The following is a 21,887-nucleotide window of genomic DNA, read 5'->3' on the forward strand; positions in this document are numbered from 1 at the left end:
GGCTTTCAGATCACCTCCGAACCACTTCGCTCAAATTTTTCCGGGCGCCACGGCTTTCAGCGACCCTCCGAACGACTTCGCTCAAATTTTTCCAGACGCCATGACTTTCAGACCTCCTCTGAACGACTTCGCTCACACTTTTCCGGGAGCCATGGATTTCAGACCACATCCGAACGACTTCGCTCCTGTAGCTGTGTTTTTATTATATTTAAAAAGTTTTCTAAGCTTTTCACATAATCCACTGTTTTAGGTGGTGCATCACAGTGATGTCCCATCTTCTATTCTCTTTATTTATCTTTCAATTTGGCGAGTGCTTCTGCCAATGCATTGTTTGTGAATCCTTCATCTTGTTTTTTCAGATATTTATTAACATCCCGTTTTGTCGCTTTATTTTGTCCCTGTTTGTCTTTTCTTTTCTGGAATGCGGACAGTTTCTCTCGGTAACCACAAGCACAGGAAAATGTCTGCGCCTCCCCTTGCCCACGCATTTCCATACGCTTATGACAATTGGGGCACCTTGCATTAGTTTTCTTCGCTATCATTTTTCGCTCACCGCAATCTCGATCCTGACAAACCAGCATGCGGCCATTCTTCCCATTAACTTCGAGCATTAATTTGCCACAATTCGGGCATTTCGTTCCCGTCATGTTATCATGCTTGTATTTTGCCTCACTTGTTTTCACCTGGTGAACTACTTCTTTTGTATAGGATTTAATTTCCTTAAGAAAAGCCTCTTTTTTCAAATCACCATTTGCAATTCTAGCTAACTTTTCTTCCCACTTCGCTGTTAGAAGCGGTGAACGCAAATCACTTGGTACTAATTCTAATAGCTGTTTTCCTTTGGATGTTAAATAAAGATACTTACCCTTTTTTTCCATATAAAAAGTATTAAAGAGTTTTTCAATTATATCTGCTCTCGTTGCAACTGTTCCAAGCCCGCCTGTTTGCTGTAAGGTTTTTTGAGCATGCTTTTCATCTTTCTCAAGAAATTTAGCAGGATTCTCCATTGCATGCAACAATGTCCCTTCCGTCAATCGCTCTGGCGGCTTTGTTTCCCCTTCTGTTAGAGAAAGCTTCGGATTATTCCATTCGTGTGTTTCTGCAATATTGGAAATGTGCTGTTCTTCCTCCTGATCATCCTCTGATGACTGGTCATATACCGCCTTGAAGCCTTGATCAATAACATTTTTCCCGCTGGCAGTGAATGTTTCCCGGTCTATTTCTGCTCTTAACTGAATATGTTCAAACTGAAATGGAGGTAATAAAACAGCTAAAAATCTTTTAATTACAAGATCGTAAATTTTGCGTTCCTGCTCATTAAGATTGGAAAGATAAACAGGTTGTTCTGTTGGTATAATTGCATGGTGATCAGAGACTCTTTTATCATCCACAAATGATTTATTTGCTTTTATTGGCTGCCTTTTTATCTTCGCAGCAACAGAAGCATACGGCCCCACACCACAGCTGTCAACCCGTTCTTTTAATGTTGGTACAATATCTGTGGAAATATATTTAGAATCTGTTCTTGGATATGTTAAAATTTTGTGCTGCTCATACAATTTCTGCATGATTGATAAAGTTTGCTTTCCGGAATAACCAAAGATACGGTTGGCATCCCTTTGTAAATCGGTTAAATCATATAATGTTGGTGCATAGCTCTTTTTCCGTTTCTTTTCAACCTTTGTAACTTTCAGTGGCTTATTCTTCAATTGATTTAGTAAGCTGTTTGCTTTCTGCTGATCAAAAATTCTTGATTCACCTTTCGCATTTTTCCATAACAGGGTGATTCCGTCATTCGTCCTAGCTTTTATCTGATAAAACGTCTTGGGATGAAACTGTCTGATTTCTTCTTCTCTTGCTGCAATCATAGCAAGAGTTGGTGTCTGTACTCTTCCACTTGAAAGCTGGGCATTAAATTTTGTCGTTAAAGCACGTGTTGCATTCAAACCAACATACCAGTCAGCCTCTGATCTTGCCGCAGCAGAATGATATAAATTATCATATTGCTTTCCTGGCTTTAAGTTTTGAAATCCTTGTTTAATTGCCTGATCCGTTACAGAAGAGATCCACAATCTCTTCACAGGCTTATTGATTCGAACTTTATCTAAAATCCACCTAGCGACAAGTTCCCCTTCCCGACCCGCATCTGTTGCGATGACAATATCTTTTACATCTTTACGGATTAATTGTGATTTAACGGTCTGAAATTGTTTTCCTGTCTTTTTAATAACGACAAGCTTCAACTGCTCAGGAAGCATAGGCAATTCTTCTAATTTCCATGATTTATATTTATTGTCATATGCCTCAGGATCAGCTAATGTAACTAAATGCCCCAGTGCCCATGTCACAATATATTTGGAACCTTCCATAAACCCATTTGCCTTTTTTGTACAGTTAAGTACACGGGCAATATCCCGACCTACCGAAGGTTTTTCTGCGATAACTACTGTTTTGCTCATACTTGACAATCCTTCCTCAATTTGCGATACTTCCTTTTACTTTAACTCATTGTGCCGAAAAAAACAAAAGGTACTTCCCATTGCCTTCTTCATCCTAATGCTACATCCAATATCATCATCACAGTAAAACCTATCATTAAACTCATTGAGGCAAGATCCTTGTTCCCTTCTTCCTGAGATCCCGGGATGACTTCTTCTGCCACAACAAATATCATAGCTCCTGCAGCAAAACTTAGCGCATAGGGCAGCAGTGGTTCAATGGCAGTAACAGCTAAAACACCGATAACGGCGGCAATGGGTTCAACCATCCCCGACAATTGACCGTAAAAAAAACTTTTTCTTCTTGACATCCCATCCCTTCTTAAAGGCATTGCCACTGCAACACCTTCAGGGAGATTCTGGATACCAATCCCTAAGCCTAATGTTACTGCCGCTGTAACAGATGCCGAGGAAAGGTCCGCAGCCACTGCACCAAATGCAACACCAACCGCCAATCCTTCGGGAATATTGTGCAAGGTGATGGCAAGTACCATCAATGTGCTTCTTTTTCGATTTGTCGGCTGATACCCTTCAGCATCTGCAACTTGTGAGGTTGGATGAAGATGAGGGATCAGCTTATCAATCCCCACAAAAAAAATCCCACCGAGCATAAATCCAATTGCTGCTGGTATCCATGCCGCCACATCATCCTCCTGAGCCATTTCGAGTGCAGGCGACAGCAATGACCAGAAACTTGCTGCAATCATTACACCACCAGCAAACCCAAGCATACTGTCCATTAACTTTTGGTGGAAAGCCTTTGCAGCAAAAACTAATGCCGCACCAATTGCCGTCATTCCCCATGTAAATAATGTAGCGATGATGGTTTGTGTTAACGGACTTAGTTCCATAAAGTGATTTAACATAATGATACCCCTTTTATATTTCCTGCATTGTCCATTTATAAAATAGTTTTGCTTGCAACTTCAAATGAAAATGGTATAGTAAATAATTATTAGCCATACTACTTATTCCCCTGTTTCCATCCTTTCAATCTTCCCGACAAATCTCACAATATATTAGAAAATTTCATAACAGGGTGTTACTATGTTTTATAAATGGAATTTTCTTAACCGTTTTTATTATGGTTGGGTTGTCTTAATAATTGGCGGACTAGGTGTCTTTTTCTCGGGTCCCGGCCAAACATATTCTAATTCACAATTTATTGATTTGTATATTCAGATTTTTGGCTGGTCAGGGTCACAAGTATCTTGTGTTTACTCTGCCGTTACATTAGCAGCCGGTTTATTAATGATGTTTGTAGACGATTCATAGACAGGTTCGGTAATGATGGGAAAAATGATAATAAGAGTAATTCTCCTTCCATAGAATCACACGAAGATGACTGGACATTAAATGAAGCGATTAAAACAAGATCTTTTTGGGCGATACTGATTTGTGTAGGTATTCCTGCCATGGTGAATACAGGGATTACGTTTCATATTGCCTCTATTTTTGATACGAATGGTTTGTCTTTAGAGGTGGCATCCCTTGTATTAAGTTTAATGGCATTAGTTGGGATTCCTATTTCTTTTGTATTAAGCTTTGTTCTTGAAAAGGTAAAAATTTAACAAAGCATGATGAGGTGAGTAGTTTTGAATATAAAAAAAATGTTGTTAGGATGTTTTATATTAGGTATCGTTACAGCCTGTTCCAGCAACTCGGATCCATCTTCTTTTGAGCAGGAATTAGACGGGCCTCTGACTCATGTCCATGGCATGGGCTTTAATGAGGAGGGGAACAGATTATTATTCGGTACACATGAAGGGCTGAAATTTTCCGATAATGGCACATGGTTTGAAACAACAGAAAACTTAAACGATTATATGGGATTTACCGTAGTAGATAAGGGATTTTATACTTCAGGACATCCCGGTCCGGAGTCTGATCTGCCTAATCCTTTCGGGATTCAAAGGAGTTTTGATGGTGGAAAGACATTAGAGAGTATCGGATTTACTGGAGAATCAGATTTCCATTTCCTTGCGGTCGGTTACTATAGTCATGATATCTTTCTTTATAATCCGGATACCAACTCTGAATTAAAGCAAGGGTACTATCTAAGTGAGAATAACGGCGAAACATGGTCACAATTAAATGGGGCAAATATTAAAGGAGATCTCTTTAATGTAGCGATCCATCCAAATGACCCGCAGTTTCTTGCTGTCGCTTCGTCTACCGGGATTTATTTTTCTAATGACAAAGGAGAGACATTTGAGCTCATTTCAAACAATCAGGAAAATGGGCTTGGGGTTTTCTTCAATGAGGATACATTGTACTATTCAACATATAACGGGAAACCTTCACTCGTTTCTTATGATTGGGATACCGGCAAAGAAACGATGCTGGGATTGCCTGATTTAGGAGAGGATGCTCCTTTGTTTATTTCCCAAAACCCGCAGGCTGAAGAAGTGTTTGCAATCTATACCTTAAATGGATCGGGCTTTATCAGCACAGATGGCGGAGACTCCTGGCAAATGATTATTAATGAAGAGACTGTGGAAGACGGCCATGCCCATGATCATTCCAATAACAGTAATGAAAGTGCCCATCAGCATCATTCCAGCTCCGGAGAAGTCCCTGAGCAACTGGAAGCTGCTGAAGAACCAACCTTTGAACAAGGGAGTACAGCAATTATCCGGACAGATCATATGCCGGGAATGGATGGAGCATTGGCTACAATTACTGGTGCGTATAGTACGGTCGTATATGCTGTTTCTTATAACCCAACTGATGGAAGTGAACGTGTCGAAAACCATAAATGGGTCATACATGAAGAGCTTTCAGGGGTCGGTGATGAACCATTATCAGCTGGAGATACGGCAGTTATTAATACAGACCATATGCCTGGAATGAAAGGTGCAACAGCGACCATTGACCTTGTTGAAGAAACTACAGTATATATGGTGGATTTCAGCGCAACAGACACCGGTGAGAAAGTCAGCAATCATAAATGGGTTACAGAAGATGAGCTGGAGCCTACTGAATAATCCAGCAAAAAAAAAAGAAGCGCATCTATCAGAAAACAAGATCGCTTCTTTTTGGCTATTTTACTGAAACTATTATGTTAACAATCTATGATGGGATAATAACTATTCCAGCTTTTCATATTCTTCCATCATCCTGTCAAAAGTCAATGGCCCATATGTACGAAATTGGATAATGCCATTAGAATCTATTAAATAGGTAGCAGGTATAGGCACAATGCGGTAAATATCGGCTGCTTTGTTGCCATTATCTAATAATACAGGAAAAGTCAATTCGTTTTCCTGCCGAAAATTCTCAATCACCTGATAACTCGTTTCCGTTTCTACCAGATTGATTGCTAAAATTTCAATATTAGTATTCTGGTAAAACTGTTCCATTTCTGGCATTTCCTCACGACAAGGAGGACACCAGGTTGCCCAAAAGTTAAGCATCACTTTTTTTCCTTTAAAATCAGATAATTGGATAAACTCCCCTCCCATTGACTGCAGTTCAAAGTCTGGAGCTTTATCACCTATATCCAGGCCAATACTGTCATCAACTATTACAGACCCGTCAGCTATTTGAAAACTGTTTTCCAATCCCCTGTTACGGTCATTGATAAAATCATATAAAGCAAAACCCAGCATCCCGGCCAGAATGGCAATAATAAACAGATTTTTCATCGAGAGCTCCTCCTGTTAGTGATCTACTATATAATTATGGTAAGGAATGTCCTCTTATACAAAGCATTTTGGTTTTTAACAGATGTGAAATTTTTCACTATCTGTTATGCCGTTTTTTCTGTATACTATGATGGTAATCAATACACCAACAGGAGAGAGATATGAAAAACATAACATGGCTTCGCTTTAATATGATGATAATAGGAAATTTGTTTATTGGTATTGCAGTTGCACTACTGCGAATTAGCGAACTGGGCACAGATCCTTTTTCAACAATAAATCTTGGTTTGAGTGGGTTTTTAGGAATTTCATTTGGAGTCTATCAGTTAGGATTTAATGCAATTCTCTTAATTGTTATACTTGTTCTTTACAGGAGTTCGATCGGAATTGGAACATTAGTTAATATGGTTGGGATTGGTTTTATATCAGATTTTTTCGTTTACGGATATTTCTTCATCTTTGAGGATCCCGCTTTCTTGTTTATTCGAATAGTAATGATGCTCAGTGCTGTATTTTTTGCCAGTATGGGTGTGGCCCTTTATATCACACCTAATCTGGGGATGGCGCCATATGATGCGTTAGCTTTTGCTATTGAGAAGGTTTCAGGGAACAAAATTCGGTTTCCTGTCGCAAGAATTGCAACAGATATTACCTGTGTTGTAATCGGTTTCTCATTTGGTGCAATTGTGGGTGTGGCTACAGTGATCTTTGCTTTCTTCACAGGCCCTTTTGTACAATACTTTCGCAAAAAAATTGCCGAACCTTTGTTAGCTGCAGATAAGTAAACAGAGACTTTTGCTCAGCCTGGTATTCGTGATAAAACTATATCCAAACAGAAAGCAGGGCAATGTCATCATGCCCTGCTTTCGATTATTGCTTATTAAGGACGAATAAACGGGAAGCATAATCCCCTTCTACATTGTGCTCACCATTTTTCCGGAAACGTTCATGATCTAATGGAATACCAGCTTCCATTAATTCATCACCATTATACTCTCCATCAAAACCTTCAATCGTATACGTATAATCTTCGTTTAATCCTTTCAATATAAGGCGGTTAAAACTCCGGTTTGGTTTACACAGGACATGGTAATCAGCAACAATCGCCTGCGACTTATCTTTTGAAACAACTAGCCAAGTTGTTCGATTGCCATCCTTTTCGAAGGGGCTGTTAATCCGGTAAAAGGTTCCAAACTGGAATAATTCGCGGTGCTTTTTATAAAAGGCAATCTGGTCCTTCATTGCCTGTTTCTCGTCCTCTTCCATTTTTGTAACATCCAACTCATAGCCAAATGCCCCAAAGTAAGCAACGTTTGCTCTTGTTTCCAGACTTGTTATACGTCCAACCTGATGATTTGGCACAGCAGAAACATGCGCTCCCATTGAACTGATTGGATAGACGAAAGATGAACCGTATTGGATTTTTAATCGCTCTACCGCATCGGTATCATCACTTGTCCAAGCTTGCGGCGCATAATACAGCATCCCTGGATCAAAGCGGCTGCCACCACTTGCACATGATTCAAATAAAATATCAGGAAATTCAGATGTTAGACGTTCATATAAGTCGTACACTCCTAAAATATAGCGGTGAGCAACTTCTCTTTGACGATTAGCCGGCAATTGTGCTGATCCAATCTCTGTCATATATCGATTCATATCCCATTTCACATAGGAAATCTTCGCATCTCTCAAAATAGCTGACATCATTTCATATAATGCATCAACAATTTCCTTTCTTGAGAAATCAAGCACATATTGGTTTCTTCCGTGGGATAAATTCCGATCAGGAACATGTATCAGCCAATCTGGATGTTTCTTATATAACTCACTTATTTTTGAGACCATTTCCGGTTCAAACCAGAGGCCGAAGTCCATGCCTAATGCAGTTATTTTTTCTGCTAAGCCGGTAATCCCATTTGGCAGCTTATCATAATCAACAAACCAGTCTCCTAATGAAGTCGTATCATCATTCCGTTTCCCAAACCACCCATCATCTAATACAAACAACTCTACACCTAGTTCCTGGGACTGTTTCGCCATTTCGACGATCTTTTCTTCATTGAAATCAAAGTATGTTCCTTCCCAGTTGTTAGTTAAAATCGGGCGAACCTGATCACGCCATTTCCCTCTCGCAAGCCGTGTCTGGTATAAATTGTGATAACGCTGGCTCATTCCGTTTAACCCCTCATTGGAATAAATCATCACCGCTTCCGGTGTCTGGAAGCTTTCCCCTTTTTCAAGCATCCAGTTAAAATCGAATGGGTTGATTCCAATACTGACACGTGACACCTCCAGATAATCCACCTCTACTTGTGCAAGGAAATTACCACTGTAAACAAGACTGAAACCAAAAACATCCCCATGAAATTCGTTTGTATGAGGTCTTTTTAGCGCAAGAAACGGGTTTTGATGAACACTGCTGGTCCCCCTTGTACTTGAAATATTCTGAATTCCGGTTTCTAACTTCCGGGTTTTCACATGCCGTTCCCTTGCCCATGCTCCAGAGAGCTGGATCATTTCATAGTCAGAATCAAGCAAATCAATGTTCGCACTCATTGCTCTCGTTAAATTTAACTTTCCGTTCCCGTTATTTGTAAACCTGGCACTTCTGGCAATTGCGTCCTGTTCCTCAAAAACCGAATATAAGAGGATTAATTTTGCATCAATCACCTCATCATAAAGAGTGATTTCAAGAGTTTCTGTATTATCTCCATCCTCCACATATGTTGCAGGCAATCCATCCAGTTTAGGCTTACCTTGAAAAATACGATGGCTCTCATATTTAAAATCTGTTATTCGACTGCCATTTTCCTGCAATATTTGAAATGCAGGCTCCCGAAAGTCTGTCGTTCCATAGGATGGATATTCCTGTTTCGTTTGTTCTAATGTAAAGGTCATATCACCTTCCTTTAAGTAAGGGGTGTTTGGCCGATCTCCTTTCTCAAATAAGTGTTCGAAAGAGTTCTTGTGACGAATTTTCTTTCCGTAATATAATTGACCCAGCTGGTCATTTTCTAAAACGTGTAAAATGTAACTGGAGTTTTCTGTTTGTAAATGAAATTCTTTTGTCTGTTCATTGTATAATATAGCCATGTTCATGCTCCTTTTTTGTAAAATGTTTCAGCTGTATGCCGGTAGCCAATCTCCATGCGCTTCAATTAAATCATCACAAAGTGAAATAATATCATCCAGCGACAGTTCCGCCGAAGTATGAGGATCCAGCATTGCTGCCTGGTAGATTTTCTCTTTCTTTTTTGTTAGGGCAGCTTCTATTGTTACAAGCTGTGTATTAATATTTGTCCGATTGAGCGCGGCAAGCTGTACCGGCAGGTCACCAACATACGTAGGAGTAATACCGCTGGCCTCTACGAGACACGGAACTTCCACTACCGCATTCTCTGGAAGGTTACTTATTAATCCTCCTTTATTTGACACATTCCCGCCAATTTTAATCGGTTTATTTGTCTCCATCGCCTCGATAATATAGGAACCATATTCATGGGTTCGCTCATGGGTAAGATTCTGATCGTTTATTAAGTCATCGCGCATTTTTTTCCAGCCTTCAATCTGGTTCACACACCTGCGCGGATATTCATCTAACGGAATATTATATTTATCAATTAATTCCGGATATTGACTCTTAATAAAATAAGGATGGTATTCTGCATTATGTTCAGATGATTCCGTCACATAATAGCCAAACTTATCCATCAGTTCAAATCGGACCATATCGTTATGTTTCTCTTTTTGCTTTTCTTTCGCTCTTTTCTTAATTTCCGGATACAGATCTTCGCCATTCCGGGTAATTTCCAGTAACCATGCCATATGATTAATTCCGGCAATTTTCCACTGAACATTATCTTTTGGCATTTCTAATGACTCAAGTAAATGGTCAGCACATACTTGCACGCTGTGACATAATCCAACTGTCTTTATTCCTTCTTTCAGCATGATGCTGGTTAAGACAGCCATTGGGTTTGTATAATTTAAAAACCAGGCATCAGGGCAAACCTCTTTTATGTCTCTTGCGAATTCCTGCATTACCGGAATTGTTCGTAAATTTCGAAATATCCCGCCAATACCTAATGTGTCAGCAATGGTTTGACGTAATCCATATTTTTTCGGTATTTCAAAATCGGTTATCGTACATGGATCATATCCACCAACCTGAATGGCATTGATAACATATTTAGCGCCTCTTAATGCTTCTTTTCGATCATGATAAGCTGTTATTCTTACGTTTGCATTCATACTATTTCTTAAATTATTTAACATCATTTCTGAATCTTTTAATCTTTCATGATCAATATCAAATAAAGCAAATTCAAATGATTGTAATGCTTCTGTCTTCATACAATCCCCCAGGACATTTTTCGCAAAAACCGTGCTTCCTGCACCTAGAAATGTAATTTTCGACAATTCATACGCCTCCTCTTTCTCGCAAAATATTGCGAAACTAGAAACTCTTATATTATGTATAATATCGGGGATTGTAACCATTTACAATCGTAAATAAAATTGAAATGAGTAAAATATTGCTATTATTTTCAATCAATAAACAACTGATCTACCGGCATATATGACTGGTTATTACGGTACTCACTTGGAGTAATGTTTAAGATACTTTTAAATACTTTACTAAAATAATTCCCATTCCTGTATCCAACTTGCTTTGCTATATCCTCAATAGATAAGCTGTTGTCCTGTAATAATTCTACCGCTTGCTTCATTCTAATCTTTGTTAGAAACTGAATCGGTGTTACTTGCATTGTTCTGGCAAATAGACGGGTAAAGTGATATTTGGACAAACCTGAAACCTTCACAATATCATCCAATGTCAGGTCATCAGCATACTTTTTTTCTAAAAAACTAACAGCCTTTGCTATCGCTAGCGGTAGTTCCACTTCTTTGCTCTGATCATGTTCAATGTACTGCATAAATTCCATCAGAAATGAATATGCATACCCTGAAGCTTCATAGCCATGCAGAATACCCGTCGTTTCTATTTTTTCAAGCAAGCGAAAGATCTGTTTAATCGGCCGGGAATTTGTTGGAAATTGAAAAATATGGCCATATTTTTCCGTTATTAGCGTATAATAATGAAGAGCTTCTGTACCAAATAGAGTAATGTAAATAAATTCCCATTGATTCGATTCAGCTGGTAGGTAGTAACAGTGATCACTGGGGAGTTTCACTAAAAAGGCTTGTCCTTTCATCAAGGAGTAAGTTGTGTCTTCAATTCGAATTGCCCCATTTCCATTTAACGTATATTGAAAGACCACTTTCCCCTCTTCAGATCGTTTCAATCCGTCCCATATATACGTATGCTCTGTTCTTATTTCCTTCCCAATTGTATAAATTCCTGCTACCCGTTCCTGATGTTCACCTTTAAAATGGAAACCATATGCTTTATGCGAGTTATTACGATTCAATTTGGAGTCCCCCACAAATAATATTTAATATGAATTTTACCATAGGAATACTTGTATTATGGTAAAATAAGGTTTAGATAAGAAAGTTATTAAAAGGAGTGAGTTGATGATTGCATCAGGTGTTTTAAAATTGATTGGAGCAGTATTTGAATTTTTTCTGGGAATTCCGCTTATTGGTGGTTCATTTATTTTAAACTTGTTATGGACTCCGCTTATATTTATGCTTATTTACCATATCATTACGCTTGCAATTTCCAAGTCAGGTCGAGCACCGATTTGGGGTCCTGCAGTCGGTATTATCGCAAGTACAGTCGGAATTATTCCAGGTGTCGGAATGCTGCTTCACTGGGCTGCATTTTTCTGTTTATTAGTTGACGGGATACTGACATTAATGAAAAAAGAGGACTCCTCTACAATAAATCTATAGCTATCCAGGATTGACTTCCACCTGCAAATTGTTTAAGCTTGCAATATGATGAGATAATGGAGGAATTATGACAATATGCTACAAGCTACAAATGTAAGTTTACGTTTTGGTGATAAAAAATTATTTGAAGATGTGAATATTAAATTCACCGCAGGTAATTGTTATGGATTGATCGGGGCAAACGGTGCAGGTAAATCAACTTTTTTAAAGATTTTATCAGGTGAATTAGAACCGCAATCAGGCCATGTTTCATTAGGCAAAGATGAACGTCTAGCTGTATTAAAACAGGACCACTTTGCTTATGAAGAATATGAAGTGTTAGAAACAGTCATTATGGGCCATGCACAGCTTTATAAAGTCATGAAAGAAAAAGACGAAATTTATGCAAAAACCGAATTTACTGAAGAAGACGGTATGCGTGCGGCTGAGCTGGAAGGCGAATTCGCTGAGATGAACGGTTGGGAAGCTGAGTCAGATGCCGCTATTTTGTTAAAAGGTCTGGGAATTGGAGAAGACCTTCATACTAAGAAGATGGCAGAATTAACAGGTTCCGAAAAAGTAAAAGTATTATTAGCACAGGCTTTATTCGGCAACCCGGATATTCTTTTACTTGATGAGCCAACAAACCACTTGGATATTCAGGCAATTCAATGGTTAGAGGAATTTCTAATCAATTTTGACAATACAGTAATCGTAGTATCACACGATCGTCATTTCTTAAATAAAGTATGTACCCACATTGCTGATGTGGATTACGGGAAGATTGAATTGTTTGTCGGAAACTATGATTTCTGGTACGAATCAAGTCAGTTAGCGTTACAGATGGCGAAAGATCAAAATAAGAAAAAAGAAGAGAAAATAAAAGAATTACAAAACTTTATCGCAAGGTTCAGTGCCAATGCATCCAAATCCAAGCAGGCAACTTCACGTAAGAAAATGCTTGATAACATTTCACTGGACGATATTAAACCATCATCCCGCCGCTATCCATATGTTGCCTTCCAGCCGGGACGCGATATCGGGAATGACTTACTGCGGGTAGAAGGAATCTCGAAAACGATTGATGGAGAAAAAGTATTAGATAATGTGAGCTTTATTTTAAAGCCATACGATAAAGTTGCTTTTGTCGGAAGAAACGAGTTAGCGAAAACTGTGTTATTCGATATTCTAATGGGTGAAATGGAACCAGATGAAGGAACGTATACATGGGGCGTAACAACTTCCCAATCCTATTTCCCTAAAGATAACTCGAAGTTTTTTGAAGGAAATAATATGACACTTGTAGAATGGCTCCGCCAATTCTCACCAGACGACCAGACAGAAACTTTCTTACGTGGATTCCTTGGACGTATGTTATTCTCTGGAGAAGAAGCTTTAAAGAAAGCAAACGTATTATCAGGTGGAGAAAAAGTGCGCTGTATGCTTTCTAAAATGATGCTCAGTAATGCGAATGTGTTAGTATTAGATGAACCTACAAACCACTTAGATCTGGAGTCCATTACATCTGTGAACAATGGACTAATCAACTTTAAAGGCTCGATTCTTTTCACATCACATGACCATCAGTTTATTAACAGTATCGCAAACCGCCTAATTGAAATTACACCAACAAAGGTTATTGATAAAGAAATGAGCTATGACGAATATGTAGCAGACCAGAAATTACAGAAAGAGATTGCCGCATCATACGCTTAAAGATGAAAGAAGTCAGCCAGGAGCTGACTTCTTTTTTAATTCCGCTTTTTTTGCAGATTTCTGCTTCTTATTTGCAACTTCTGCTCCCTTCTTGCAACTTTTGCTCCCTTCTTGCAAATTCCGCTCTCTTCTTGCAACTTTTGCTCCTTTCTTGCAACTTTTGCTCTCTTCTTGCAAATTCCGCTCCCTTCTTGCAACTTTTGCTCCCTTCTTGCAAATTCCGCTCTCTTCTTGCAACTTTTGCTCCTTTCTTGCAACTTTTGCTCTCTTCTTGCAAATTCCGCTCCTTTCTTGCAACTTTTGCTCTCTTCTTGCAAATTCCGCTCCCTTCTTGCAACTTTTGCTCCCTTCTTGCAAATTCCGCTCTCTTCTTGCAACTTTTGCTCCTATCTTGCAACTTTTGCTCTCTTCTTGCAACTTTTGCTCTCTTCTTGCAAATTCTGCTCTCTTCTTGCAACTCTGCTCTCTTCTTGCAACTCCGCCCGCTCTTTTCATAGAAAAAATCCCCGCTCCATATCGGTGCAGGGACTTCTGATTAATTAATTATTCACTTTAGAAATTTGTGCTGATTGAATTAACTCACGAATCGTATCTCGTTCACCTTTATACAGTAAATCTACAATTCTGCTTCCTACTACAACACCATCACAATGTTCTGTTAATAAGGTGACATGTTCTGGCGTAGAGACACCGAACCCTGCCAATACAGGTACATTACATGCTTCACGCAACTTTTCAAGGTGTTGTCCCAAATTTTCTTTAAAGACTGAACGCACTCCGGTTGTACCAGTAACGGTAACTGCATACAAGAACCCTTCCGTGCGCTTCGCAATTTCTGTTAATCTGTCTTCTGTACTAGTTAATGCTGCAAGCCGGATTAATGCTATCCCGTTTTCCGCCAATGAATCTGTCACTAATCCTTCTTCCTCTAATGGCAGATCTGGGATGATCAGACCATCAACTCCTGCTTCTGCACAGCTTGAAGCAAATTCTGTTACGCCATATGCATGGATCGGATTAATATAAGTCATCAAAACAATAGGAATATTCCGCTCATCTTTCTTCTCTTTTAATTTATCTAAAACAGATCTTAGCGATACACCATTTGCTAATGCCCTTAGTCCAGCTTCCTGAATAGTTGGACCATCTGCCACAGGATCAGAAAAAGCAATCCCTAATTCTACTGCAGTTGCTCCTGCTTCCTCTAAAAAAGAAAGTTGATCATCTAATTGATCAAGCCCGCCATCACCAGCCATAATATAGGGAACAAAAGCTTTATCTCCTCGTTTCTTCACTGTTTGAAAAGCTGCAGCTAGTTTTTCTTTACCCATTTGCTTCACCTCCGAGCGCCTCACGTACTGCTTCCACATCTTTGTCACCGCGGCCTGATAAACAAATTACCATTATTTCATCTTCTTTCATTTCTTTCGCCAATTTCATTGCGTAGGCAATCGCGTGCGAGCTCTCTAATGCCGGGATAATACCTTCCGTTCTGGAAAGTACCTGCAATCCTTCTAATGCTTCATCGTCCGTTATATTAACATAATTCACTCTGCCAATATCCCGGAGGTGGCTATGCTCCGGACCTACTCCAGGGTAATCAAGACCTGCAGAGATAGAGTGTGCTTCCTGAATCTGGCCATTTTCATCCTGTAATAAATATGTCATTGTCCCATGAAGAATCCCTTTCCGGCCATATTCGAGTGTGACAGCATGCTTGTCTGTATCGACACCTTTTCCTCCAGCCTCAACACCATATAAACGGACTTCTTCATCCTCCACAAAAGGATAGAACATTCCCATTGAGTTACTTCCACCGCCAATACATGCAACAACCGCATCTGGCAGGCTTCCTTCTTTATCTCTTATTTGTTTCTTCGTCTCTGTTCCGATCATACTCTGGAAGTCACGGACAATTTGCGGGAATGGATGCGGCCCGACAACAGAACCGATAATGTAATGCGTATCCTCTACGTTGCTAACCCAGTAACGTAATGCCTCATTTACTGCATCTTTTAATGTTCCGCTACCCTGATCTACACTCTCGACACGAGCTCCTAACAACTCCATGCGGAATACATTCAACTTCTGGCGGCGAACGTCCTCTTTACCCATAAAGATGACACATTCCAAGCCGAGCAATGCACAAACTGTTGCCGTTGCTACCCCATGCTGGCCTGCTCCCGTTTCTGCCACAACTTTTTTCTTACCCATCCTTAGGGTTAAAAGTGCCTGGCCAAGAGCATTATTAATTTTATGGGCACCAGTATGGTTTAGATCCTCACGCTTTAAATAAATCTTTGGTCCACCTAATTTTTTTGAAAAACGTTCTGCATAATATAATGGCGTTTCGCGTCCGACATATTCCTTTAAGTAATAGTTAAACTCATCCAGAAATGCTTCATCATTGATTGCTTCATTGTACGCCTTTTCTAATTCCAGCACTGCAGGCATTAACGTTTCCGGAACAAATCGTCCGCCAAAATCGCCGTAATGCCCTGTTTCATTTGGTACATTATATGATCCCATTTGTCTCACCTTTCTTTGCAGCTAATATAAATTCTCTTATTTTGTCCAGATCTTTCACACCATCTGTTTCTACACCACTTGATACATCGACCCCTGCTGGATTCACTTCATCAATTGCCGCTGCTACATTGTCCGCATGCAAGCCTCCGGCAAGTAAAATTTTCTTATTTAAAAAATCCCGTTCCTTTACAATCGTCCAGTCAAATTTTTCTCCATTGCCGCCTCTGTATTTGCCAGCTGGACTGTCTAATAAATAGTAGTCACAATCATATCGGGCAACTTTATCAAGATCTTCTGGCGATGCTACATGAAATGCTTTAATTACCGGCAAACCAATTTCCCTGCAAAAATCAGGGCTCTCATCACCATGAAGCTGGACATAATCCAATCCGGCTTCCCGGGCTATCTCCTGAATGACTTCCATCTCTTCATTAACAAATACCCCTACCTTCTTCACATTTGGCGGAATATATTTTGCCAAATCTGCCGCTTCTTCCTTCGTAATACGTCTTTTACTTCTGGCAAAGACAAAACCTATCAAATCTGTCCCTGCATCAACCGCTGTTAAAATCGCTTCACGATTCATTAATCCACAAATTTTCACCTGTACCATGATTACTCTCCTAACGGAATGCGTAATTGATCAAATGTTGTCTTTAAATCGTCCGAGCGCATCATTGTTTCTCCAACCAGAATCCCTTTAGCCCCCGAATGCGCCACTCTCTCTACATCTTCTCTGACTTTCATTCCACTTTCACTGATCAGTAATGTTTGATCAGTATCCACCATTTTCGCTAACCTCTCTGTTACTGCCAGATCCACATGAAAAGTTTTTAAATCCCGATTGTTTATTCCAACAATTTTGGCACCAATTCTTTTCGCTGTTTCCATTTCTTCTTCATTATGGACTTCAAACAAAATTTCGAGGCCTTTTTGCTCCGCATAGTTGTACAGCTGTTGCAATCTGGCTTCAGGAAGCGCTGCTGCAATTAACAGAATTAAGTTGGCTCCTGCATCGTACGCTCTGTCAATCTGTATTTCATCGATAATGAAATCTTTGTTTAGAACCGGAATATTAACAACTTCCCGTACATCCTGCATATCTCTCATAGTTCCCTTAAAAAAGGGCTGGTCTGTTAAAACAGAAATTGCTCCTGCACCACACGCTTCATATAGCTGTCCTTGATCGGCAGGTTCTACACCATCATTAATTAATCCTTTTGATGGTGAAGCACGCTTCATTTCTGCAATGATGCTCATTTTTTCTGATTTCATAAAGCTGTCATATAAAGAGATATTGACTCTTTTCGCTTGGATTGAGCCCTGCACATAATTCTCTTTTAATTCAGCTACTTCCTTTTCTTTTTCAGCTAAAATTTTATCTAAAATCGTCATATTACACCTCTTGCTTAATCTTTTTGCTTATCGTAATAAGATTCTCTAATTTCGCTAATGCTGCACCAGAATCAATCGATTCACGGGCCATCTCTACACCTTTTTGCACCGTTTCGGCTTTTCCATCAGCAAAGATCCCTAATCCGGCATTTAATAATACGGTATCACGATGCGGTCCCTTTTTTCCTTCCAGAACAGCGCGGAGTATTTCGGCATTTTCCTTCGCATCGCCACCTCTGATGAGATCATTTTCAACTACGGGTAAATTCACTTCTTCCGGTTTTAAAGTAAATCTCATAATTTCCCCTCGTTCTAATAATACCAAATGATTCTCCCCAGCTAAAGAGGCTTCATCCATATACCCGGCACCATTAATGATCAGTGCGCGTTTGCGTCCTAATTTATGCAATACACCTGCCATTGTTTCTAAAGAGTCACGGCGGTATGTCCCCATTAATTGGGAGGTTAATTTCACAGGATTTGTTAATGGTCCAATCACATTAAAGATCGTGGGAACTCCCAGCTCTTTTCTTACCTTCATCACCCGTTTCATTGCAGGATGAACATTTGGTGCGAATAAGAAAGCAATTCCGTTCTCTTTTAAAATTTCATACGTTTCCGGACGAGTGAACTCCAGCGGAACTCCAAGATGTTCTAATACATCTGCACTGCCTGTTTTACTGGAAATACTTCGGTTCCCATGCTTCGCGACAGTAATACCTGCACCCGCAATTACAAAAGCAGACGTTGTACTGACATTGAAGCTTTGCGAACCATCTCCACCTGTTCCACAGTTATCCATCGCATCTGTCAGTTCATCTGGTAAGGCAAGCGGAGAAATCTCCAGCAGGACGTTAACAAGAGCCGTAATTTCATCAACTGTTTCCCCTTTTGTCTTTAATGCGGCTAAAAACGCACCTATCGCTGTGTCACTAGTATCCTCCGAAAATATAAGCCTTGCCGCTTCTTCCATTTCGGTTAAAGTTAAGTTCTCTTTTTCCATTACCTTTTTTAAATATGCTTTCATGCTTTTTGCTCCTTTCTTATTGCTTCAAAGAAATTGTTTAGTAGTTTTTTTCCTTTTCCTGTTCCGATCGATTCTGGATGAAATTGCAATCCATATACAGGTAAATACGTATGTTTTACTGCCATGATTTCACCGTCGTCCATTGCTGTCGCTGTAATGAGAAGTTCTTCCGGGATTGTTTCCCGCTCAATTACTAATGAATGATATCTCATGACTTCTAAAGGTTGTTCCAAATAACTGAACATTTCATCATTATTATGGCGAATCATCGATGTTTTCCCATGTTTGATTTGCCCTGCATGAATGACCCTTGCTCCAAACGCTTCTCCTATTGCCTGATGACCTAAACATATACCAAGAATGGGGAATTTCGTTGCAAGCTGCTTCACTACATCAATGCAAATCCCTGCTTCATCCGGGGTTCCAGGTCCCGGTGATAAAATAATGGCTTGAGGATTCATCTGTTCAATTTCTCTAATGGATATTTTATCGTTTCTGATAACTTCTACTTCTTTTCCTAGCTCTGATATATATTGATACAGGTTATATGTGAAGGAATCATAATTATCTATTAATAAAATCATTTTTTGCTTACCTCCAATAATGATTTGGCTTTATTTAATGTTTCCTGATATTCCGATTCAGGATTCGAATCATAAACAACTCCTGCACCTGCCTGCACATATGCTGTATTGTCTTTAATCACCATTGTGCGGATTGCCAGTGCTAAATCTAAGTCACCGTTCATATTGATATAGCCGACTGCTCCTGCGTACACACCACGTTTCATATCTTCCTGATCATTAATAATTTGCATTGCCCGGATCTTCGGTGCCCCGGAAACCGTACCCGCCGGCAATGTGGAGACCAATGCATCCAATCCTGTATACTCGGCTGTTAACTGTCCGTGAACCTCTGATACGATGTGCATTACATGCTGATATCTTTCAATTGTCATATATTTCGGTATGGCAATCGAACCTGTCTCACATACCCTGCCTAAGTCATTTCTGCTTAAGTCAACTAACATTTTGTGTTCTGCAAGTTCCTTTTCATCTGCCAGCAGTTCTGTCGCTAATTGCTGATCCTCTTCGACTGTTTTTCCACGCGGCCTTGTTCCTGCAATCGGGTTTGTGACAACATGCTTGCCTGTTGTTTTAATCAAGCTTTCAGGTGATGCACCTAGCACAATATAGTCATCAAAATCAATAAAATACATATATGGCGAAGGATTAGCTACCCGTAATTTTCTGTAAAAAGTAAACGGATCTGCATCGAATGTTGCTCTCATCCGTTGTGACAGCACTACTTGAAAAATATCTCCATCCACAATATGCTGTTTTGCTGTTTCTACCATTTCAAGAAATCTCTCTTTTTTAATCGATGTCTCAAAGTGAATATTCAATTCTTCCTGCTGACTAACTGCCTCTGGTGTTGCTATTTGTTCTGTTAAGGATTCCAGCTTACCTGCTAATATGCTGTCACTTCTTGTTCCATCTAGATCGATAGTTAGCAGGGTTACTTTTTGCTGCATATGATCGAATACGATAACATCCTGATAGAAAAGCATATGAACATCCGGCATATCAATTTCATCTTCCAACAGTTCGCCTATATACTCGTATTGCCTGATCGCATCGTATCCGATATAACCAATTGCTCCTCCATAGAATGCAAAAGGTAAATCTAACGCTTCATTTGGGATATGGTCTTTTACAACTTCCAATGGTAATTGCTCAATAGTTTCTTCCGTTTTAGTCGTATGGTCTACTACTTTAGTATATTTGGATGTACCAATAATTTCTTTATAGGGATTTAACCCAATGAAAGAAAAGCGACCTTTTTCGTTATGGTTTCCAGAGCTTTCTAATAAGAACTTTTTCTTTCCGTTAATGCGATTGAAAACAGATATCGGTGTCAATGTATCTCCATTTAATGTTTTGCTTTTAAAATTCACCATTTTGCCTGACTCCTTTTAAATTAATTTCATGTATTCTATATAAAAAATCCCTACATATACCACTGGGATATATATAGGGACGGTAATTTCTAACCGCGGTGCCACCACTATTTGAAGTAATCACCTGTATTGATGATATACTTCCTCTCTTCATCTGTTAACGGGGATAAGCCGTTCCTCTGTACTTACCTTCCAGAGCACTCTCCAAGGTCCATTCAGCCTATGATGTATACTGGTTTCCAGCAATCCCAGCTCTCTTCAATACATTACATAAACTTACTCATCCTTATCAGCGATTTTTCTATAATTTCAACTAAACAAAAAGGGTCTCCTGTCCTGAAAAGGACGAGGAAACCCGTGGTACCACCTTTATTAACTGTAAAAATTAACAGTTCACTGTTCACGTCAAGCTATGTCGCTTATAACGCTACCCCTTTGCAACGAGCGGGTCTCTCGCCAAAGCCTACTTAGCTTAAGCTGTTCGGTTTGGAGCTCGGAAGTCCATTCACTAATTTCCGCACACTGGTTTTCACCTGCCACCAGCTCTCTTCAGTGCTTCCCTTTAGTTACTCTTCTTCGTCTTAGCTAACGTTTATAAATGTTGTTACTATCATAGTACGGAAACATACTGTTTGTCAATGCCTTTAATTAAATTTTCAGAATATTTACAACTCCGTTATCTCTTCCTCGATTTTTTCGCCAAGGTGTCTCCCCGGCTGATCCGTCTTAACCATAATTCTGTCACCAGGCTGTAACTGAAGGACCTGCTTTTCGGCACCTTCCTCCCCCAATACATGGACACTGTCAGCTTTCTGTACAGTAGCCGATATTTCTTTCCCGTTTACATTCACCACAAGACGAAGGAAAGGTCTTTTCTCTATTTTGATTCTTCCTATTGCAACTTTTCTTATCTTTCCATCTGCTGACATGACCATCACACGCTCACCAGGCTTCAGTTCAGCTAAATATGCCGTTTTCTCTTCATCCACCATCGTATAATGATGAACAGCTCCGACATTTACACGAAATGGACGAGCCGGATAGGTTTCCGTCGTTCTATTTTCCGCAAGCATAATAATATATCCATTACCAGTATTACCAACGAGTACCCCTTCTGATGGTTTTAAATTATCAATAAAATCTAAACATACACGTGTACCCTCTCCTAACGGTTCCACGCTAATTACTTCCGCATATTGTAAGGTTGTCTCCATCTTGATCTCCCTTCCAGCTTACCCCATTGCTAAGCATCCTGATAAGTTCGCTAACGACCA

22 protein-coding genes and 2 other annotated features are annotated in these 21,887 nt (G+C 39.6%); of the genes, 7 read left to right on the plus strand and 15 right to left on the minus strand.

Features of this window, described 5'->3' with window-relative positions; translation table 11 throughout:
* Positions 1–250, plus strand: a 250-nt coding sequence (locus BMW36_RS20490) for a hypothetical protein (protein ID WP_217640961.1), incomplete at its 5' end; no start/stop codon positions are given.
* A gap of 37 nt (positions 251–287) precedes the next feature.
* Here BMW36_RS20490 and BMW36_RS12280 read toward each other — a convergent pair.
* Complete coding sequence (locus BMW36_RS12280; protein WP_089741530.1) at positions 288–2,459, minus strand: DNA topoisomerase III; 2,172 nt, start codon at positions 2,457–2,459, stop codon at positions 288–290.
* A gap of 89 nt (positions 2,460–2,548) precedes the next feature.
* Positions 2,549–3,364 (minus strand): ZIP family metal transporter, encoded by an 816-nt coding sequence (locus BMW36_RS12285; protein WP_089741531.1) that lies wholly within the window; start codon positions 3,362–3,364, stop codon positions 2,549–2,551.
* 181 nt (positions 3,365–3,545) lie between these two features.
* Between BMW36_RS12285 and BMW36_RS20385 the strand changes: the two genes are divergently transcribed.
* From BMW36_RS20385 to BMW36_RS20800, 3 genes are read left to right on the plus strand one after another with little or no spacing between them, the layout of a single operon-like run.
* Entirely contained in the window at positions 3,546–3,773 is a 228-nt protein-coding gene (locus BMW36_RS20385) for a hypothetical protein (protein WP_175480449.1), read from the plus strand.
* Positions 3,710–4,069, plus strand: a complete 360-nt coding sequence (locus tag BMW36_RS20390; protein ID WP_175480450.1) for a hypothetical protein — start codon at positions 3,710–3,712, stop codon at positions 4,067–4,069. The genes BMW36_RS20385 and BMW36_RS20390 overlap by 64 nt, the downstream gene beginning before the upstream one ends.
* Positions 4,070–4,093: 24 nt before the next feature.
* Entirely contained in the window at positions 4,094–5,485 is a 1,392-nt protein-coding gene (locus BMW36_RS20800) for a F510_1955 family glycosylhydrolase (RefSeq protein ID WP_342707264.1), read from the plus strand.
* Positions 5,486–5,587: 102 nt separating this feature from the next.
* On the opposite strand, the gene BMW36_RS12300 is transcribed toward BMW36_RS20800, so the two are convergent.
* Positions 5,588–6,145: a peroxiredoxin family protein gene (locus BMW36_RS12300; protein WP_089741533.1), complete on the minus strand. Its 558-nt coding sequence runs from the start codon at positions 6,143–6,145 to the stop codon at positions 5,588–5,590.
* A gap of 161 nt (positions 6,146–6,306) precedes the next feature.
* Here BMW36_RS12300 and BMW36_RS12305 point away from each other — a divergent pair, with 161 nt between their 5' ends.
* Positions 6,307–6,930, plus strand: a complete 624-nt coding sequence (locus tag BMW36_RS12305; RefSeq protein ID WP_089741535.1) for a YczE/YyaS/YitT family protein — start codon at positions 6,307–6,309, stop codon at positions 6,928–6,930.
* A gap of 85 nt (positions 6,931–7,015) precedes the next feature.
* Here BMW36_RS12305 and BMW36_RS12310 read toward each other — a convergent pair whose 3' ends face one another.
* The 3 genes from BMW36_RS12310 to BMW36_RS12320 form a co-directional block, all read right to left on the minus strand.
* Positions 7,016–9,241, minus strand: a complete 2,226-nt coding sequence (locus tag BMW36_RS12310) for an alpha-galactosidase (protein ID WP_089741537.1) — start codon at positions 9,239–9,241, stop codon at positions 7,016–7,018.
* A gap of 27 nt (positions 9,242–9,268) precedes the next feature.
* On the minus strand, positions 9,269–10,567 hold the full coding sequence (gene melA, locus BMW36_RS12315; RefSeq protein ID WP_089741539.1) for an alpha-glucosidase/alpha-galactosidase: 1,299 nt from the start codon (positions 10,565–10,567) through the stop codon (positions 9,269–9,271).
* A gap of 128 nt (positions 10,568–10,695) precedes the next feature.
* Positions 10,696–11,580: an AraC family transcriptional regulator gene (locus BMW36_RS12320; protein WP_089741541.1), complete on the minus strand. Its 885-nt coding sequence runs from the start codon at positions 11,578–11,580 to the stop codon at positions 10,696–10,698.
* Positions 11,581–11,686: 106 nt separating this feature from the next.
* Between BMW36_RS12320 and BMW36_RS12325 the strand changes: the two genes are divergently transcribed.
* The gene (locus tag BMW36_RS12325; RefSeq protein ID WP_089741543.1) at positions 11,687–12,007 is read left to right on the plus strand and encodes a hypothetical protein; all 321 of its coding nucleotides are present in this window, start codon (positions 11,687–11,689) and stop codon (positions 12,005–12,007) included.
* A 75-nt stretch (positions 12,008–12,082) separates the two neighbouring features.
* Positions 12,083–13,702, plus strand: coding sequence for an ABC-F family ATP-binding cassette domain-containing protein (locus tag BMW36_RS12330; RefSeq protein WP_089741545.1), 1,620 nt, complete (start codon positions 12,083–12,085; stop codon positions 13,700–13,702).
* Between the two features lie 12 nt (positions 13,703–13,714).
* Here the strand turns inward: BMW36_RS12330 and BMW36_RS12335 are convergent, their stop codons facing one another.
* The 9 genes from BMW36_RS12335 to BMW36_RS12375 form a co-directional block, all read right to left on the minus strand.
* The gene (locus BMW36_RS12335; RefSeq protein WP_089741547.1) at positions 13,715–14,197 is read right to left on the minus strand and encodes a hypothetical protein; all 483 of its coding nucleotides are present in this window, start codon (positions 14,195–14,197) and stop codon (positions 13,715–13,717) included.
* Positions 14,198–14,241: 44 nt separating this feature from the next.
* The gene (trpA, locus tag BMW36_RS12340) at positions 14,242–15,033 is read right to left on the minus strand and encodes a tryptophan synthase subunit alpha (RefSeq protein ID WP_089741549.1); all 792 of its coding nucleotides are present in this window, start codon (positions 15,031–15,033) and stop codon (positions 14,242–14,244) included.
* Positions 15,026–16,231 (minus strand): tryptophan synthase subunit beta, encoded by a 1,206-nt coding sequence (trpB, locus tag BMW36_RS12345; protein ID WP_089741551.1) that lies wholly within the window; start codon positions 16,229–16,231, stop codon positions 15,026–15,028. The genes trpA and trpB overlap by 8 nt, the downstream gene beginning before the upstream one ends.
* A complete protein-coding gene (locus tag BMW36_RS12350) occupies positions 16,218–16,844 on the minus strand; it encodes a phosphoribosylanthranilate isomerase (protein ID WP_089741553.1) in 627 nt (208 codons plus the stop codon). Before BMW36_RS12350 ends, trpB begins: the two co-directional genes overlap by 14 nt.
* Positions 16,845–16,846: 2 nt before the next feature.
* On the minus strand, positions 16,847–17,626 hold the full coding sequence (gene trpC, locus BMW36_RS12355) for an indole-3-glycerol phosphate synthase TrpC (protein WP_089741555.1): 780 nt from the start codon (positions 17,624–17,626) through the stop codon (positions 16,847–16,849).
* 1 nt (position 17,627) lies between these two features.
* Entirely contained in the window at positions 17,628–18,653 is a 1,026-nt protein-coding gene (gene trpD / locus BMW36_RS12360; protein ID WP_089741557.1) for an anthranilate phosphoribosyltransferase, read from the minus strand.
* Complete coding sequence (locus BMW36_RS12365; protein WP_089741559.1) at positions 18,650–19,237, minus strand: anthranilate synthase component II; 588 nt, start codon at positions 19,235–19,237, stop codon at positions 18,650–18,652. Before BMW36_RS12365 ends, trpD begins: the two co-directional genes overlap by 4 nt.
* The gene (gene trpE, locus BMW36_RS12370) at positions 19,234–20,613 is read right to left on the minus strand and encodes an anthranilate synthase component I (RefSeq protein ID WP_089741560.1); all 1,380 of its coding nucleotides are present in this window, start codon (positions 20,611–20,613) and stop codon (positions 19,234–19,236) included. Before trpE ends, BMW36_RS12365 begins: the two co-directional genes overlap by 4 nt.
* Before the next feature lie 72 nt (positions 20,614–20,685).
* Positions 20,686–20,915: a binding site (T-box leader), on the minus strand.
* Between the two features lie 36 nt (positions 20,916–20,951).
* Positions 20,952–21,205, minus strand: a binding site (T-box leader).
* Positions 21,206–21,278: 73 nt separating this feature from the next.
* A complete protein-coding gene (locus BMW36_RS12375; RefSeq protein ID WP_089741562.1) occupies positions 21,279–21,827 on the minus strand; it encodes a 3-dehydroquinate synthase II domain-containing protein in 549 nt (182 codons plus the stop codon).
* Positions 21,828–21,887: the final 60 nt, after the last annotated feature.

The sequence above is a fragment of the Gracilibacillus ureilyticus genome (assembly GCF_900111195.1).
Lineage (GTDB): Bacteria > Bacillota > Bacilli > Bacillales > Amphibacillaceae > Gracilibacillus > Gracilibacillus ureilyticus.

What these genes read in the sequence shown, in the direction of transcription:
- trpA (WP_089741549.1), bottom strand. Translation starts at nt 15,033, where the DNA reads ATGGGTAAAGAAAAACTAGCTGCAGCTTTTCAAACAGTGAAGAAACGA.
- trpC (WP_089741555.1), bottom strand. Translation starts at nt 17,626, where the DNA reads ATGACGATTTTAGATAAAATTTTAGCTGAAAAAGAAAAGGAAGTAGCT.
- BMW36_RS12300 (WP_089741533.1), bottom strand. Translation starts at nt 6,145, where the DNA reads ATGAAAAATCTGTTTATTATTGCCATTCTGGCCGGGATGCTGGGTTTT.
- trpD (WP_089741557.1), bottom strand. Translation starts at nt 18,653, where the DNA reads ATGAAAGCATATTTAAAAAAGGTAATGGAAAAAGAGAACTTAACTTTA.
- BMW36_RS12280 (WP_089741530.1), bottom strand. Translation starts at nt 2,459, where the DNA reads ATGAGCAAAACAGTAGTTATCGCAGAAAAACCTTCGGTAGGTCGGGAT.
- BMW36_RS12325 (WP_089741543.1), top strand. Translation starts at nt 11,687, where the DNA reads ATGATTGCATCAGGTGTTTTAAAATTGATTGGAGCAGTATTTGAATTT.
- BMW36_RS12330 (WP_089741545.1), top strand. Translation starts at nt 12,083, where the DNA reads ATGCTACAAGCTACAAATGTAAGTTTACGTTTTGGTGATAAAAAATTA.
- BMW36_RS12285 (WP_089741531.1), bottom strand. Translation starts at nt 3,364, where the DNA reads ATGTTAAATCACTTTATGGAACTAAGTCCGTTAACACAAACCATCATC.
- BMW36_RS12305 (WP_089741535.1), top strand. Translation starts at nt 6,307, where the DNA reads ATGAAAAACATAACATGGCTTCGCTTTAATATGATGATAATAGGAAAT.
- BMW36_RS12375 (WP_089741562.1), bottom strand. Translation starts at nt 21,827, where the DNA reads ATGGAGACAACCTTACAATATGCGGAAGTAATTAGCGTGGAACCGTTA.
- trpB (WP_089741551.1), bottom strand. Translation starts at nt 16,231, where the DNA reads ATGGGATCATATAATGTACCAAATGAAACAGGGCATTACGGCGATTTT.
- BMW36_RS12365 (WP_089741559.1), bottom strand. Translation starts at nt 19,237, where the DNA reads ATGATTTTATTAATAGATAATTATGATTCCTTCACATATAACCTGTAT.
- BMW36_RS12310 (WP_089741537.1), bottom strand. Translation starts at nt 9,241, where the DNA reads ATGGCTATATTATACAATGAACAGACAAAAGAATTTCATTTACAAACA.
- BMW36_RS20385 (WP_175480449.1), top strand. Translation starts at nt 3,546, where the DNA reads ATGTTTTATAAATGGAATTTTCTTAACCGTTTTTATTATGGTTGGGTT.
- trpE (WP_089741560.1), bottom strand. Translation starts at nt 20,613, where the DNA reads ATGGTGAATTTTAAAAGCAAAACATTAAATGGAGATACATTGACACCG.
- BMW36_RS12350 (WP_089741553.1), bottom strand. Translation starts at nt 16,844, where the DNA reads ATGGTACAGGTGAAAATTTGTGGATTAATGAATCGTGAAGCGATTTTA.
- BMW36_RS12335 (WP_089741547.1), bottom strand. Translation starts at nt 14,197, where the DNA reads ATGAAAAGAGCGGGCGGAGTTGCAAGAAGAGAGCAGAGTTGCAAGAAG.